The sequence below is a fragment of the Goodfellowiella coeruleoviolacea genome, assembly GCF_024171785.1.
Taxonomy (GTDB): domain Bacteria; phylum Actinomycetota; class Actinomycetes; order Mycobacteriales; family Pseudonocardiaceae; genus Goodfellowiella; species Goodfellowiella coeruleoviolacea.
The window spans coordinates 24029-39787 of sequence record NZ_JAMTCK010000012.1 but is presented as its reverse complement, the minus strand read 5'-3'; the positions used below and the strand labels follow the sequence as shown (position 1 = coordinate 39787).

Annotated in this window: 12 protein-coding genes, 2 tRNA genes and 1 other RNA gene; 3 read left to right on the top strand and 12 right to left on the bottom strand. The window is 70.3% G+C overall.

What is annotated here, in order from left to right; genetic code table 11:
• Window positions 1–41: 41 nt before the first annotated feature.
• Window positions 42–608 carry a TetR/AcrR family transcriptional regulator gene (locus tag LX83_RS24265; RefSeq protein ID WP_253775271.1) on the top strand — a complete coding sequence of 189 codons (567 nt, stop codon included), beginning with the start codon at window positions 42–44 and terminating at the stop codon, window positions 606–608.
• 91 nt (window positions 609–699) lie between these two features.
• Here the strand turns inward: LX83_RS24265 and LX83_RS24260 are convergent, their stop codons facing one another.
• The 4 genes from LX83_RS24260 to ssrA form a co-directional block, all read right to left on the bottom strand.
• Complete coding sequence (locus LX83_RS24260) at window positions 700–1920, bottom strand: cytochrome P450 family protein (protein ID WP_253775756.1); 1221 nt, start codon at window positions 1918–1920, stop codon at window positions 700–702.
• Between the two features lie 104 nt (window positions 1921–2024).
• Window positions 2025–2972 (bottom strand): serine hydrolase, encoded by a 948-nt coding sequence (locus LX83_RS24255; RefSeq protein WP_253775269.1) that lies wholly within the window; start codon window positions 2970–2972, stop codon window positions 2025–2027.
• A 30-nt stretch (window positions 2973–3002) separates the two neighbouring features.
• A complete protein-coding gene (locus tag LX83_RS24250) occupies window positions 3003–4103 on the bottom strand; it encodes a nucleoside hydrolase (protein ID WP_253775267.1) in 1101 nt (366 codons plus the stop codon).
• A 150-nt stretch (window positions 4104–4253) separates the two neighbouring features.
• Window positions 4254–4626: a transfer-messenger RNA gene (ssrA, locus tag LX83_RS24245) on the bottom strand.
• 528 nt (window positions 4627–5154) lie between these two features.
• On the opposite strand from ssrA, the gene LX83_RS24240 reads away from it, so the two are divergent.
• Window positions 5155–6624, top strand: coding sequence for an acyltransferase family protein (locus LX83_RS24240; protein WP_253775265.1), 1470 nt, complete (start codon window positions 5155–5157; stop codon window positions 6622–6624).
• An 8-nt stretch (window positions 6625–6632) separates the two neighbouring features.
• Here LX83_RS24240 and smpB read toward each other — a convergent pair whose 3' ends face one another.
• The 5 genes from smpB to LX83_RS24215 all read right to left on the bottom strand — a co-directional run bounded on the left by smpB (window position 6633) and on the right by LX83_RS24215 (window position 10705).
• On the bottom strand, window positions 6633–7109 hold the full coding sequence (gene smpB / locus LX83_RS24235; protein ID WP_253775263.1) for an SsrA-binding protein SmpB: 477 nt from the start codon (window positions 7107–7109) through the stop codon (window positions 6633–6635).
• A gap of 84 nt (window positions 7110–7193) precedes the next feature.
• Entirely contained in the window at window positions 7194–8096 is a 903-nt protein-coding gene (gene ftsX / locus LX83_RS24230; RefSeq protein ID WP_253775261.1) for a permease-like cell division protein FtsX, read from the bottom strand.
• Window positions 8097–8250: 154 nt separating this feature from the next.
• A complete protein-coding gene (gene ftsE, locus LX83_RS24225; RefSeq protein ID WP_253775259.1) occupies window positions 8251–8940 on the bottom strand; it encodes a cell division ATP-binding protein FtsE in 690 nt (229 codons plus the stop codon).
• Window positions 8941–9014: 74 nt separating this feature from the next.
• Window positions 9015–10121 carry a peptide chain release factor 2 gene (prfB, locus tag LX83_RS24220; protein WP_253775257.1) on the bottom strand — a complete coding sequence of 369 codons (1107 nt, stop codon included), beginning with the start codon at window positions 10119–10121 and terminating at the stop codon, window positions 9015–9017.
• An 83-nt stretch (window positions 10122–10204) separates the two neighbouring features.
• Window positions 10205–10705 carry a PadR family transcriptional regulator gene (locus LX83_RS24215; protein ID WP_253775255.1) on the bottom strand — a complete coding sequence of 167 codons (501 nt, stop codon included), beginning with the start codon at window positions 10703–10705 and terminating at the stop codon, window positions 10205–10207.
• Between the two features lie 562 nt (window positions 10706–11267).
• Here LX83_RS24215 and LX83_RS24210 point away from each other — a divergent pair.
• A complete protein-coding gene (locus tag LX83_RS24210; protein WP_253775253.1) occupies window positions 11268–11465 on the top strand; it encodes a hypothetical protein in 198 nt (65 codons plus the stop codon).
• A gap of 539 nt (window positions 11466–12004) precedes the next feature.
• Here LX83_RS24210 and LX83_RS24205 read toward each other — a convergent pair.
• The 3 genes from LX83_RS24205 to LX83_RS24195 form a co-directional block, all read right to left on the bottom strand.
• Window positions 12005–12078: transfer RNA gene (locus LX83_RS24205), tRNA-Met, on the bottom strand.
• A gap of 315 nt (window positions 12079–12393) precedes the next feature.
• A tRNA-Met gene (locus LX83_RS24200) sits at window positions 12394–12467 on the bottom strand.
• 68 nt (window positions 12468–12535) lie between these two features.
• Window positions 12536–15547 (bottom strand): UPF0182 family protein, encoded by a 3012-nt coding sequence (locus tag LX83_RS24195; RefSeq protein ID WP_301328852.1) that lies wholly within the window; start codon window positions 15545–15547, stop codon window positions 12536–12538.
• Between the last annotated feature and the right edge of the window lie 212 nt (window positions 15548–15759).

The window sequence follows — 15759 nt, the reverse complement described above, 5'->3', positions numbered from 1 at the left end:
GACCAGTACCGTTCTTGGTCAAGGCAGGATAGCCTGGTCCCATGCCAACGCACGCCCGAGATCGCCTGGTGCAGGCCGCCGAGCACCTCTTCTACGCCGAGGGCATCCGCGCGGTCGGCGTGGAACGCCTGCTGACCGTGTCCGGGGTGGGCCGCGCCTCCTTCTACCGGCACTTCAGCAGCAAGGACGACCTGGTCGTGGCCATGCTGCGCGGCTACGACCAGCGCTGGCGCCGGGTGCTGGCCGAGGGGGTCACCGAACGCGGCAACCAGCCGCTGGCCGTGTTCGACGTGATGGCCGAACGGTTCGAGAGCGCTGACTTCCGGGGCTGCGCCTCCATCAACGCCATGGTCGAACTCGCCGACCCGGACAGCCCGGGCCACCAGGTGGCCGCCGAGCACAAGCGGTTGGTCATCGAGTACCTGGACGGCCTGCTCGCCGCCGCCGGCCACGACCACCACGCCACCCTGGCCGAGCAGTTCATGCTGCTGATGGACGGCGCCATGGTGACCGCGCTGCGCGAACGCACCGCCGAACCGGCCCACCGCGCCAAGGCCGTGGCCGCCGCCCTGCTCGCCACCTCGGCGACCGCGGCCCACGCGGGCTGATCACCCACTGCCGGTGGCCGCACTGGCCGACTGGCCGCACTGGCCGATGTGGACGGTGCGGACGGTGTGGGCGGCGTGCCGGCGCCGGCGCTCACCCGGTCACCGGCAGCTCCAGCAGGCCGTGCGAGCGGAACGACGGGCGCCACCGCAGCTCGTCCTCGGGCACGGCGAGCGCCAGGTTCGGGAACCGGCGCAGCAGCGTGGCGAACGCCACCCGCAACTCGATGCGGGCCAGCGGCGCGCCAACGCAGTAGTGCGGCCCGTAGCCGAACGCGAGGTGCGGGTTGTCGGCCCGCCCGAGGTCGACCCGGTCGGGGTCGGTGAACCGGGCCGCGTCGCGGTGCGCCGAGGCCACCCCGAGCATCACCGTGTCCCCCGCCGGGATCCGCACCCCACCGATTTCCAGGTCCTCGGTGGCGAACCGGCGAATGGCCACCGGCGCCGGCACGGCGACGCGCAGCAGTTCCTCCACGGCCGAGGACAGCAGGTCCGCGTCGGCGCGCAGCGCGGCCAGCTGGCCGGGGTGCCGCAGCAGCACCACCGTGCCGTGGCTGATCGCGTGCGTGACGTTCTCGATCCCGGCCAGCAGCACCAGGAACGCCATGGACACCAGCTCGTTCTCGCTCAGCCGGTCGTCCTCGTCGCGGGCGCTGATCCAGGCCGACAGCAGGTCCTCACCGGGCTCGGCGCGTCGGGCCGCGATCAGCGCCACCAGGAACCGCTGGATGGCGCGCACCGACTCGGCCGCCTGCTCGTGGTGGCGTGGCGCCAGCAGCCCGGTGGTCCACTGCGCGAACGCCCGCCGATCGGCCTCGGGCACGCCCAGCATGTCACCGACCACGGCCAGCGGCAGCGGCACGGCGAACTCCGCCACCAGGTCGGCCCGGCCGTGCTCGGCCAGCGCACCGGCCACCCGGTCGGCCAGGCCCTCGGCGATCGCCGCCACCCGCGCGCGCAACGCCTCGACCCGGCGCGGCGTGAACGACCCGGACACCAGGCGCCGCAGCCGGGCGTGGTCGGCCCCGTCCCGGTTGAGCAGGCTGGCGTCCAGCGCGGGCGGCAGGCTGAACCCGCGGTAGCCGTCCCGCGCGTGCGCCTTGTCCAACGCCAGCCGGGGATCCGCCAGCCCGGCCCGCACGTCGGCCTCGCGCGTCACCAGCCAGGCCGGGTGGCCGTCCGGCGTGGTCACCCGGTGCACCGGGCTGGCCTCGCGCAGCCGGGCCAGCGTCGGGTAGGGGTTGGCGAAGTAGGCGTCGTCAAAGGTCAGCGCCGCGGTCCCGGGCGAGTGGGTGGCGAACTCCTGGGTCGACATGCTCACCAGGTAACCACTTCCCGATCACCGCCCGCTGTCGACCTGTCCCGGTCGCGCGACCCACTGGCGGGTGGTGGCCCCGGCACGCCCGGCCGCGCCGCCGCTCAGTCGAACAGGCCCGCGAAGATGATCCGGCTGATCTCGGTGGTGATCCGCTTGCCGATCTCGGCGCCGCCCACCTCCGTCGTGGTCCGGTTCATCACGGCCAGCGTGTAGCGCTCCTCCGGGCCGACGAACCCCACCGAGTTGGCGATCCAGGTGCCCTCGTCGTTCGCGTCGGACCAGCCGTTCTTGTTGCCGGGCGCGGCGGCCGGCCCCGCGCCCCACACGCCCCACCGCTGGTTGACGTCGACCGAGCGCATCTCGCCGACCAGGTAGTCGCGGTGTTCGGCGGGCAGCTCGGTGAGGATGTGGTCCATCAGCCGGTCCAGGTCGTCCGCGGTGGTCAGGAACCAGCCCCAGGTGCGCGGGTGGCGGCTGCTGAAGGTCATGTCGGTCAGGCCGTAGTCCGGGAACCGGGTGGCGAAGCCGGTCCCGCCGTAGCGCGCCCACAGCACGGTGGCCGCGTCGTTGTCGCTGTAGTTCAGCATGCGGTGCATCAGCTCGCGGTCCCGGTCGGTGAGCCTGACCGCGCCGGAGTCGTTGCGCAGCAACAGGTCCACCACCATGGCGAGCTTGGTCACCGAGCAGGCGCGGATCAGCGTGCCGGCGTCGGCGTTGCGCCAGACCACACCGGTCCACCGGTCGCGCACCACGAACCCGGTCACCCCGGGCTGGTTGCGCGCGTAGTCCTCCGCTCGGGCGATGCGGGCGGCGAGTTCCCGGTCCGGCGATGACGGCTGGTCGTCGTCCTCGGCCGCCGGGAGGGCGAAGCGGTTCACCTCAGGGACGACGGCGGTCGCGCTGGCCGCCGGTGTCCCGGCTGGCGGTGTGCTGACGACGACCGGTGGTGTCCCGACGTGCCCGGTCCTGACCTGCGGAGCGGCAACCGCGACCGTCACGATGCCCACGGCGAAGATCCGCGCGACCAGGCAACTGTTGATCAGCGTCATTCACGCAACGTATCGCCCTGCCACGCTGAGTCATCGACCATTGAGCGCGTCGCGGAAGATGCGTTCGAACAGCCCCCGATCGGCTGTCAACGCCACCCGGGCCCACCTACCGTCGGGCGTCACCCTCGTGCGTCCGGACTGCACGCCGTCCAGCACCACGTCCAGCCGCAGGTCGTGGAACCGGACCAGCTGGCCGGCGTCCTCGTGGCGCAGCGCGGTGACCGCGGTGAGCGCGTCCCACCAGTACATCCCGCCCTCGCGGATCATCTCGACCATGGCCGGCTGGGTCAGCAGCGCGTGCACCAGCCGGCCGCCGGGCGTGCGCTGATCCGCCCCGAGTTCATCCACATAGGACTGGGTCATCGGGACGTGGTTGGTGGCGTCCAGCGGCACCAGGCGCAGCACGCCCGGCGGCACCGCCTGGAACACCGCGCGCGCCGCGGCCGGGTCGAGCCACATGTTGAACTCCTGCGAGTTGTCGAACCCGGGCAGCGCCGACCCGTACAGGTTGCCGGGCACGCCGATCGCCCCGCCCATCACGTGCAGCCGCCCGATCCGCTCCGCCACCCGGTCACCACCCGCGCGCAGCGCCGCGGCCAGGTTGCTCATCGACCCGGTGGCCAGCACGGTGACCGCGCGCGGTGCGGTGGCGAGGACGTGCCGGATGAGCTGGGCGGCGTTCACCGCACCCGGCCGCGACGGGACGGCGGCGTCGGCCAGCGCGCCGGTCAACACCGCCTCCACCGCCTCCCGCGTCTCGGCCGGGGCCGCGTGCACCACCTCGTCCGCGCCCTCGGCCACGGGCACGTCCGGCAGCCCGCACCGGGCGAGCAGGCCGCGGACGTGCGTCAGCGCCCTGCCGGGCAACCCGAAGCCGTTGTTGGTGACGGTGACCGCGCGCAGGTCGATCCGCCGCTGTTCGTGCTCCTGGCACAGGTAGGCGATCGTCATGGCGTCGTCGACGTCCACGTCGCTGTCGTAGATCACCGGCACGGGGATCACCGGCACGGGCTGGTCCGCGCCGGGTGCGCCCCCGGTGTCCTCGGCCAGTGCCGGCGCTCCCACGCCGACCCCGACGGCCCCACACACCACCAGCGCGACCACCGCCAACACGCGCAGCCACCGGCTCATCAGGCCCCCAGGTGAACTCGCACCAGGCACACCAGCCTCGACGTTACCCACCAACGTGGGTGGACAACCACCCCCGCGGCGACAACGAGCCGGAAAACAACGAGAGCGAGGTGGGCTCGCGCTGTTCGCGAACCCACCTCGCTCATCCGTGGGTGGAGGTGCCGGGAATCGAACCCGGGTCCTCTGTCGCCTCACCAGGACTTCTCCGTGCGCAGTCCGCTGTGTCTCTACTCGGCCCCACCGGTCACGCGGACAAGCCGGTGTGACGGGCCCAGTCGCTGTGAATGTCCCGTTCAGTCTCCGCGACCGAGACTGGCGGTGAGCCTCCTAGCTGATGCCGGCGAACCGGGGCGGAGGCGCCCCCGGGCCGACAGAGTCGCACTCGCTCAGGCGGCGAGGGCGAACTCGCGCTGGTTACTAACCTTGGCGCTTATTGGTTTGCGATGACGCTTGAAGGTGGTCTCTCGCCTGCACCTGCACGCTTCCCCTGACTCAACGTCCAGAGTCGAAACCGTTCACCCCCTGGTGGATGGTGGACAACACCACGTTCACTATAACGCCCGAGCCCACCAGATCATTCCGCCGACCCGCCACGCGCACGGCGTGACCGGCTGGTCGGTCCCGCGGGCCGCCAGGCGCTGTCAGGGTAACGCTCCCACCCGCTCACTTCATTCCATTTACCGGCGCACGCCGGCCGTCCGGTTCCGGCCCGTGTCAAGTCCGTCATCCACAGGTTCCGCAGTTGTCCACAGGCCAGCGACGACCCTGGCCCCGCCCTGGTGCCGCCGATAGGCTGACTCAGGGGTCGCCCCCCTGGGAGGGCGGGGGTGTGGCCTTCACGGCGAACAACCCGCCGCCCACCGCGGTCCGCCCGCCCGGCCGCTCCCACCCCGCACACCCGCCGCCACCTGGGCCGACGCTGCCCGGGTAGGCCTGGCCCCACCCCCGTCACGGGTGCTGCCACCCGCTGCGGAACACCGGCTAGCACCGCTGTTTTCCCAGGTCAGAGCCGCAAGGCTGGCTGTGGAACCCACCACAGCCGGAGGCCGCCTTGCCCACCACGACCACCGCGTCGACGCACACCACCACCGGACCAGCCCAGCACCCGAGGGCCAGTGCCCGAGACCCCCTGATCGACCTGATCCGGGTGCTGGCGATCGCCCTGGTCGTGTTCCAGCACTGGCTGATGCCCGTGCTGAGCGTGGAGCACGGCCAGCTGGTCACCGGCAACGCGCTGAGCACCCCGGGCTGGTGGGTGCTGACCTGGCTGGGCCAGGTGATGCCACTGGTGTTCCTGGCCGGCGGCGCGGCCAACGCGCTGTCGTATCGCACCCACCTGGCACGCACCCACCTGACCCGCACCGCCCGGCCGGGCACCCCCGCCGGCTACGCCGCGGCCGGCCCGTGGCTGGCCACCCGGGTCCACCGGTTGGCCGTGCCGGTGCTGCCGCTGATCGCCGTGTGGCTGCCCCTGCCCCACCTGCTGCTGGCCCTGGGCCTGCCCGAGCAGCCCGTGCGGCTGGCCGCGGCCACGGTCGCGCAACTGCTGTGGTTCCTGGTGGTGTACCTGGCCGCGGTGCTGGCCACCCCGCTCGCCGTGGCCGCGCACCAGCGGTTCGGGCTGGCCGCGCTGCCCGTGCTCGCGCTGCTGGCCGGCCTGGTGGACGGGCTGCGCTTCGCCGGGGTGGCCGGCCTGGCCGGGTTCGCCAACGCGCTCGTCGTGTGGCTGGCCGTGCACCAGGTCGGCATCGCCTACGCCGACGGCGCGTTCACCCGGCTGACCTGGCGGGGCTGCGCCGCCCTGGCCGTCGGCGGGTTCGCCGCCACCGCCGCGCTGGTGACCTTCGGGCCCTACCCCACCAGCATGATCGGCATGCCGGGCGCGCCGGTGTCGAACATGGCCCCGCCGACGCTGTGCCTGCTCACCCTGGGCGTCGGCCAGTTCGGCCTGGTGCTGCTCGGCCGGCGGTGGCTGGTGGCGCTGGCCGGTCGCCGACGGGTGCGGGCGGTGCTGCGGGTGCTCGCGGCACGCAGCATGACCGTGTACCTGTGGCACATGTCCGCGCTGGTGGTCGTCGGCGGCCTGACCGTGGTCGGCCTCGGCTACCCCACCCCCACCCCGGGCGGGCCGCTCTGGCTGCTGACCGCCCCGCTGTGGCTGGCCGCCGCGCTGGTCGTGCTGCTGGGGCTGGTGCGGGTGTTCGGCCGGGTCGAGGCGACCGGGACCGCTCGACCGGCCCGCGCGGGCGCCGTCCACGTGCCGCTGCTGGTGACCGGCGCGGTGCTGCTGGCCGTCGGCCTGCTCGGCCTGGCCGCGTTCGGGTTCGCCCCGCCGTCCCGGCCCGGCCTGCTCGCCCTGCTCACCACCGGCGCGGTGCCGTGGGTGGCCGTGCTGCTGGCCGGCCTGGGCCTGACCCGACTGGCCGCGCGGCACACCACCAGCCCCGGCCGGACCGACACAGCACGGCGCCCCGGCCCGTGGTGGACCGGGGCGCCGTCAACTCGTCACCTCAGCTCGTGAGGGCGCGGTCAGTACCTGCCCTTGAGGGCCCGGCCACGCACCTTGGCCATCTCGCGGTCGGCGTCCCGCCTGGCCAGTGCCTGGCGCTTGTCATAGGCCTTCTTGCCCTTGGCCAGGGCGATCTCCACCTTGACCTTGCCGTCCTTGAAGTACATGGACAGCGGGACCAGGCTCAGACCGCTCTCCCTGGTCTTGCCGATCAGCCGGAGGATCTCCTTGCGGTGCAGCAACAGCTTGCGGGTGCGGCGCGGCTCGTGGTTGGTCCAGGTGCCCCGCTCGTACTCGGGGATGTGCAGGCCACGCAGCCAGACCTCGCCGTCGTCGACCGTGGCGAAGGCGTCGGCCAGCGACGCCCGGCCCGCGCGCAGGCTCTTCACCTCGGTGCCGACCAGTGCCACCCCGGCCTCGTAGGTGTCGAGGATCGTGTAGTCGTGTCGCGCCCTGCGGTTCGACACGATCACCTTCTGACCACGTTCCTTCACCATGTCGTCAACTCTACGTGAGCCGGCCAGCGAAATTGCCCGGGCGAGCCGCGCCCGACCGTCCACTTGCCACGATCCGCCACCCCGTCACAGCCGCACGTACATCCGCAGGGTGACGTAGCCGGTGATCGCCGAGATCCCCGCCGCCACCAGGAACAGGTAGGGCGAGACGTAGAGGATGTCGAGGAAGTCGACCGCGGGGATGATGCCCGACTTGATCGGTCCGGCCAGCGCACTGTCCAAGAAGAACGTCTTGGCCAGTCCCAGGCCGACCACGGCCAGGATCGCGCCGATCAGGCCGGCCACCACCGCCTCGATGAGGAACGGCAGCTGGGTGTACCACCTGGTCGCGCCGACCAGCCGCATGATGCCGACCTCGGTCCGCCGCGTGTACGCCGAGACCTGGATGGTGTTGGAGATCAGCAGCAGCGCGGCCAGCGCCTGCACCAGCGCGATCGCGAACGCGCCGTTGCGCACACCGTTGAGCACGTCGAACAGGCGGCTCAGCAGGGTGCCCTGGTCGTCGATCTTCTTCACGCCCTGCTGGCCCTCGAACGCCTTGATCAGCACGTCCGAGCGCTCCGGGTCGTCCAGCTTGACCCGGATGGTCGCGGGCAGCGACTCGGGCCGGGTGAGGTCGAGCAGCTCGGGCTGGGCCTGGAACATCTGCTTGAACCGCTCGTAGACCTGGTCGCGGTTCTCGTAGGTGACCGTGTCCACACCGGAGGTCTGCTCGATCTGGCTGCGCAGCCCGGCGCAGGGCTGCTGGGTGCATTCCTTGTCGTTCGCACTGACCTCGTCGGTCAGGTAGACCGCGACCTCGACCTTGTCGTAGTAGATGTCCTGCATCTTGTCGATGGTTCGCACGATGAGCAGGCCACCGCCGAGCAGGCCGAGCGAGATCGCGGTCGTGAGGATCATCGCGATGGTCATCGTGATATTCCGGCGAAGACCGGTGAGGACCTCGCTGAACACGAAGCTTGCGCGCATCGGGGTCGGCGTTCCTTGGAGTTGGGGGCAAAGGGGGTGGAGCGGAGCGGGTGGAGCGGGTGAGAAACCTCAGCTGGACCGGTGGACCGCCGCCGGTGTTGGTCGTCGCCGGCCCGTCATCGCCACGCGCGTGCGGCGTCCCGGCGGGGACGCCTCAGCGGCCCACGCCGTACACACCTCTGGCGTCGTCGCGGATGACCCGGCCCATGCTGAGTTCCACGACCCGGCGTCGCATCGAGTCCACGATGGAATGGTCGTGGGTGGCCATCAGGATGGTGGTGCCGGTGCGGCTGATCCGCTCCAGCAGCAGCATGATGTCCTGGCTCGTGTCGGGGTCCAGGTTTCCGGTCGGCTCGTCGGCGAGCAGCACCAGCGGGCGGTTCACGAACGCCCTGGCGATGGCGACCCGCTGCTGCTCACCACCGGACAGTTCGTGCGGCATGCGGTCGGCCTTGCTCTCCAGGCCGACCAACTGCAGCACCTCGGGAACCACCTTGCGGATGGTGTGCCTGGGCTTGCCGATCACCTCCAGCGCGAAGGCGACGTTCTCCGCCACCGTCTTGTTCACCAGCAGCCGGAAGTCCTGGAACACGCACCCAATGGACTGGCGCAGGCGCGGAATCCTGCGCCGGGCCATTCGGGCGACGTCGAAGTTGGACACGTACACGCGTCCCTTCGACGGCACCTCCTCACGCAGCAGCAGCCGCAGGAAGGTCGACTTCCCCGACCCGGAAGGGCCAATGAGGAACACGAACTCACCCTTGCCCACTTCGACCGACACATCGTCGAGAGCCGGACGGGTTGAGGTCTTGTAGACCTTGGAAACGTGTTCGAGCCGAATCACGAGCGGCGAGTCTACCGTTGGGTGTTGTTAAGGCTCGGTCTCGCCCGGTCGGCCCACGACCGCCGCCCGTCGGCTCAGTTGGCCTGGGCGTGCTGCCTGCGCCAACGGATCCCCGCCTCGATGAACTGATCGATGTCGCCGTCGAGCACCGCGCTCGGGTTGCCCACCTCGTACTCGGTCCGCAGGTCCTTGACCATCTGGTAGGGGTGCAGCACGTAGGAGCGCATCTGGTTGCCCCAGCTCGACCCGGCGTCCTTGAGCGAGTCGCGCCACTCCTGCTCCTCCTGGCGCTTGCGGTCGAGCAGCTTGGCCTGCAGCACCGCCATGGCCGTGGCCTTGTTCTGCAACTGGGACCGCTCGTTCTGGCAGGAGACCACGATGCCGGTCGGCAGGTGGGTGATGCGCACCGCGGAGTCGGTGGTGTTCACGCCCTGGCCGCCCGGGCCGGACGAGCGGTACACGTCGATCCGCAGGTCCTTCTCGTCGATGTCGATGTGGTCGGTCTGCTCCACCACCGGCACCACCTCGACGCCGGCGAACGAGGTCTGCCGCCGCCCCTGGTTGTCGAACGGCGAGATGCGCACCAGCCGGTGGGTGCCCTGCTCCACCGAGAGCGTGCCGTAGGCGTAGGGGGCGTGCACGCGGAAGGTGGCCGACTTGATGCCCGCCTCCTCCGCGTAGGAGGTGTCGTAGACGTCCACCTGGTAGCCGTGCCGTTCCGCCCAGCGGGCGTACATCCGCATGAGCATCTCGGCGAAGTCGGCGGCGTCCACGCCACCGGCCTCAGCGCGCACCGTGACCAGGGCGTCACGCTCGTCGTACTCGCCGGACAGCAGCGTCCGGACCTCCAGCGAGGAGATGTCCGACCGCAGCTTCTCCCGCTCCGCGTCCGCCTCGACCAGGCTGGACTCGTCGTTCTCGGCCTCGGCCAGCTCGTAGAGCACCGTCAGGTCGTCGAGGCGCTGGCGCAGGTCGGCCACCCGGCGCAGCTCGCCCTGCTTGTGGGCGAGCTGGCTGGTCACCTTCTGGGCCTTCTCCTGGTCGTCCCAGAGGTCGGGCCGAGCGGCCTGCTCCTCCAGCTCGGCGATCTGGGCGCGCAGGGCGTCCAGATCCATCACAGCCTCGACGTTTCCCAGGGTCGCGGAGAGCCGGTTGAGGTCTGCTTCAACGTCTGGGTTCACGGCGCAGAAGGGTACGTCAGACCGCCGCCGAACGGGGCGGCGGTCATCCGGTCGGGGTCCGATGGGCGCATTCGCCCGGGCCTTCAGTCGACGGGGATCGCGTCCAGCAGCTTGAGCACGGCTCGCACGTGCGCCTGCCCGAACTCGGCCACCGCCTTGGCGTACGGGTCCTCAGCCGCCTTGACCGCGGTCTTGGCCGCGTCCAGTTCGGCGGTGTAGGCCTCGCGGGCGGAGGTCACCAGCGCGCTCCGCTGCTTGGCGGTGAGCGAGTTGGCGTGCACCAGGCGCAGGATCAGCGGGCTCCGCAGGTGGTCCGGTCCTGGCTCACTGACCAACCAGGACTTGAACGCCTTCTTGCCCGCCGCGGTGAGCACGTACTGCTGGCTCGACCGAGGACCCTGCTTGCCCAGGCGCAACAACCCGTTCTCAGCGAGTGCGGGAAGCTCGCGGTACACCTGACTGCGGGTGACGCTGAAGAACGCGCCGAAGCGCTCCCCCGCCTCCGCGACAAGCTGGCCGCCGGTCTTGGGTCCGTCGTGCAGCAGCCCGAGGAGTGCGGCTGCGGTTGCGTTCAGCTCTGACACGTTACCCACCGTGCCACGACTTTGCGCGGCTGTCCACAGTGGTCTAGGTATCTGTCCATTGTGGCTGATCACGGGTTAGCGAGCGCTAGTCCAAGCGGCTCAACGCAAAGCGCCATGTCGCCGTGTGGACATTCGATCCGCCGCCGGTCACCTTCCTGGCCGCGCGGTTGCCAGCACCGCTGTTGCCTGCTCACGCGACAGGCCTGTCGGATCGAACAAGTCCCTGGTGAGGCAGGCTTTTTGGTGCGAAGGCACAACTGTGGACCGTGAACGGGCGACGGTTTGCTCCAGGTGGCAGCAATCCGGGTGAGAACCGCGACAACATCGCCGCGGCTAACCCGAACGGCCCTGTGGCCGGAACAAAATCTCACCAGGCGCAGTCATTCCTGGCGGACAAAGGAGTCTTTTTGTCCCGCAAACCAGTGATTCTCGCCGCGCCCTCTGGTCAAGGCGTTCGGCGCTGCGACGATTGCCCCGGGCGGGCGTCCCCACCGCCGCCGTTGCCGTCGGCGCCGGCCCGCCTGGACGCAATCGCGACCGAATCCGATGCGGAGGTGCACCCGTGAGCATCAAGTGGCCCGGACAGAAGGCAGTCCACAGTGCCCGCGCATGGGCCAGCGGAAACATCCCCGCGCAGAGCGGCAAGGACGAGTGCGTGGTCTGCGGCAAGCAGATCCGCCGGCACCGCGCGGCCATGGGCGACGGGCGGGTCTGCTCCCTGACGTGCGCGCAGTACTGGGCGGAGAAGATGATGGACTAGCGGGCACGTGGCAGCCGGGGACGACGCACCCAGGACCACTCAGCCCGCCCAGCCGTCCCCGGCGGCCCCGCTCCGCTCGTTCTCCGCAGCCCCGGACTCGCCGGCGGCCCGTCGCACCGGAACGGTCCACCCGGTCCCAGCGCCCGCCCGGTCTCACCGCCTGGTCTCGCCGCCCGGTCCGCACCCCGCGCACCGTTTCCCGCGTCGCGCCCAGCGCCCACCACCCCCTCAGCGCCCCTCTTCCAGCGCTCGGCTCCCCCAGGCCCAACTTCCCAGGCCCAACTCCCCAGCGCCCAACTCCCCAGCGCGCGGTCACCCGCCGGCCTGGCGCCGCCGCACGGTCCGCCAGCCCCGGCCCCGGCCACTCCCGCCTCGGCCGGCCGGTACGCCCGCCACGGCAGCCGCAACAGCCCCCGCAGCACCCGGCACGGACATCTCCGCCCCGCGCCCGCGGTTCACCGGCACCGGGTAGCCCTGGTTCTTTCGCCGAAAACGACGGTGTCCCCGGAACCGATTGGCTCCGGGGACACCGTTACTAGTAGCGGGGACAGGATTCGAACCTGCGACCTCTGGGTTATGAGCCCAGCGAGCTACCGAGCTGCTCCACCCCGCGTTGACATGTACAAGCTTACTACACTTCGCGACCCCATTCTCACCACCCCCCACAAACCACCATTTCCGCTGTTCAACGGCGGTTTTCCCACCGGGTGGGCCGCTCCGGCCCCGGCACCTCCCGGCACACCGCCTCGCACCCCTGGCCGGCCCGCCGCACACACACCACGCACACACCCGCCGCACCCGTACCGCACACCCGGTGGCGCACCGGCCACCATTCACCACGCGAGCGCCCCAGCTGGCCACCACACCAATTTGGGCCGAAAACGACGGTGTCCCCGGAACCGATTGGTTCCGGGGACACCGTTACTAGTAGCGGGGACAGGATTCGAACCTGCGACCTCTGGGTTATGAGCCCAGCGAGCTACCGAGCTGCTCCACCCCGCGTTGACAGGGGTAACCCTACGGGGTGGGCAGCGACAAAGGCAAATCGGCTGGTCAGGCGCTTGCCAGTGTCAGCCTGACGGGGTCGGCGAGGTCGGCGGCACCGAGGAGTTGTCCCCCAGTCCGGCACCGCCACCCCCCTTGGCCTGCTCGAAGCGCTTGGTGGCGTCGTCGAGCTGCTTGTAGGCCTCCCCGATCGCGGCGAAGTCACCGGACTGCTGTGCCGTCCTGAGCTTGTCCAGCGCGGCCTGGATGTCGGCGACCGCCCTGGCCAGGTCCGGGTTGGCCTGCCCACCCGGCTGGTTCTGGCTGCTTCCGCTCGGCGGCGAACTGGGCGTGCTGCTCGGGGTCTGCGACTGGTTGCCGTCGGTGGGCGGCGTGGGCACGGACTGGCCCGCCCCGGTGCCGAACACCTGGTCCATGGCCTCGCCGAGGGTGGGCGCGTAGCCCACCCGGCCGCCGAAGCTCACCAGCACCTTGGCCAACTGCGGGAACGACGAACTCTGGTTGCTGCGCTCCACGTAGACCGGTTCCACGTAGAGCAGCCCGCCCGACACCGGCAGGGTCAACAGGTTCCCGTAGACCACCTTGGTCTTGCGCTCGGTCAACAGGTTCAGCTCGGTGCTGACCGTCGGCGAGGACAGGAACTGCGTCTGCACCTGCTGTGGACCCTTGGTCTGGGTGTCCGACGGCAGGGTGAGCACGGTCATCTTCCCGTAGTTGTCCGGATCGGACCGGACCGTCACATAGGCCGACATGAACTCCCGCTGCAGGCTGACCAGGGCACTGGTGAGCTGGAAGTCCGCCTTGCTCGGGTCGTTGGGGTCGCCGGCCAGGATGTAGAACGGCGGCTGCTGCGCCTGCGGGTTCTGTTGCTGCTGCTGTTGCTGCTGCTGCTGTTGCACCGTGGTCGGGTTGTCCACCGTGGGGTCGCTCGGCACGTCCCAGAACGTGCCCTGCGAGTAGAACTCGCTGGGGTTGGCCACGTGGTACATGGTCAGCAGCTTCCGCTGGATCTTGAACAGGTCCTCGGGGTAGCGGAAGTGCTGGCGCAGCGCCGGGGAGATCTCACTGCTCGGCTTGACCGTGCCCGGGAACACGCCCATCCACGCCTTGAGCACCGGGTCGGTGTCGTCCACCGCGTACAGGCTGACCGTGCCGTCGTAGGCGTCCACAGTGGCCTTCACCGAGTTGCGGATGTAGCCGATCGACCGGTCCGGCTGGCGCGGCATGTTGGGCAGCAGGTCGCTGTCGCTGGTGCTGGTGCCCAGCGAGGTCTGCTGCGCGTAGGGGTAGCGGTCCAGTGTGGTGTAGCCGTCGACGATCCACTTGATCCGGCCGTCCACCACCGCCGGGTACGGGTCGGCGTCCACGGTCAGCCACGGGGCCACCGCCTCCACCCGGTCCCGGGGGTCGCGCTTGAAGATGATCTTCGAGCTGTCCCCGATCGCCTGGTTGAACAGGATGTTGCGCTCACCGTAGGAGGCGGCGAACACCAGCCGGTTGAACCAGTTGCCGATCGACACGCCACCGCTGCCGGTGTAGGTGTACTTCTTGTCGTCGGTGTCGTACTCGCCGGGCGCCTCACCCGGGTTGCCGCCGACGATGGCGTAGCTGGTCGCCAGCTCCCCGTAGTAGATCCGCGGCTGCTGCACCGGGATGTCGCCCTGGGTGGACACGTCGCTGACGGTGAAGACCGGGTAGCCACCCTCGCCGCCGTTGTTGTCCAGCGCCGAGTTGACCTTGTTCGCCTCGGCCGCGACGAACCCGTTGCCGTGCGTGTAGACCAGGTGCTGGTTGATCCAGTCGCGCTGGTTCTCGGCCAGCCCGTCGGTGTTCAGCTCGCGCACGGCGACCACGTAGTCGCGGACCGTGCCGTTGACCGTGTACCGGTCCACGTCCAGCTTCTCCGGGAACCCGTAGAAGTTCTTGCGCTGCTGGAGCTGGGTGAACGTCTTGGACAGCACGCTCGGGTCGAGCAGCCGGATGTTCGGGATCGTGGTCTTGTCCGCCTTGACCTGGTCCAGCGCCACGTCGGTGGTGCCCTGGTAGGGCTTGTACTCCACCTTGTCCGAGGTCAACCCGAACGCCTGCCTGGTGGCCTCCATGTTGCGCTGGATCGACTCGGCCTCGCGCTCGTTGGCGTTGGGCCGAACCGAGATCTGCTCCAGCACCGCCGGGAACGCCGCGCCGATCACCAGGCTGGACAGCACCAGCAGCACGGTGGCGATGGCGGGCAGCTGGAGGTTGCGCAGGAACGCGCCCACGAAGAACGCGATCGCGCAGAACACCGCGATGAACAACAGGATCAGCTTGGCCGGCAGCACCGCGTTCAGGTCGGTGTAGGAGGCGCCGGTGAACCGCTCGTTGCGGCCCGAGGACAGCAGCGCGAACCGGTCGAAGTAGTAGGCGACCGCCTTGAGCAGCACGAAGACCCCGGCCAGGATGGCCAGCTGCATGGTCGCCGGCCCGGCGATCTGGCCGCCCCGGCCGGCCAGCCGGATGCCGCCGAACAGGTAGTGCGCGACCAGCGACCCGAAGAACGCCACCGCGATGCTGATGAACAGCCAGGACAGCAGCCACGTGTAGAAGGGCACCTGGAACGCGTAGAACCCGATGTCATGCTGGAACTGCGGGTCGACCTGGTTGAACGGAGTGGCGTGCAGGAACAGCTGCACCAGCTGCCAGTCGCTCTGCGCCACCGAGCCGCAGATGGCCCCGACCACGACCGGCAGCCCGATGCCCAGCAGCCGCAGCCGGCGCACCACCACCGCGCGGTACCGGGCCACCGGGTCCTCCGGCCCGGACACCGGGACGAACACCGGCCTGGTCCGGTAGGCGATCACCAGGTTCAGCGCGAACAGCCCGCCGGTCAGCACGGCGACGCCGACGAACAGGCCGAGCCTGGTCAGCAGTTCGGTGCTGTACACCGACCGGAATCCGACCTCGCCGAACCACAGCCAGTTCACGTACATGCCGAGCAGTCTGGAACCGGCGATCAGCCCGACCAGGACCACCAGGCCGATGATGAGCAGGGTCCGGCTGCGTCGGGACAGCTTCGGCAGTCCGGCCGGGGGCCGCATCGCCACTGGGCACGCTCCAGGGTCGCATTTGATCTTGGCAGGGACACGTCCGCACCGGGGCGCGAACCCCGCCGCCAACAGGCGGATGGTCCCATCTTGTCCAACTTTACGGATGGGTCCGGTGGTTCCCGCCCGAGCAGCCGTTATCAGGGCGATACCCAACGCCCGGGGCGATCAGCGCGCCCCCTTCGGGTGGTGGGCAGCCTCCGGTC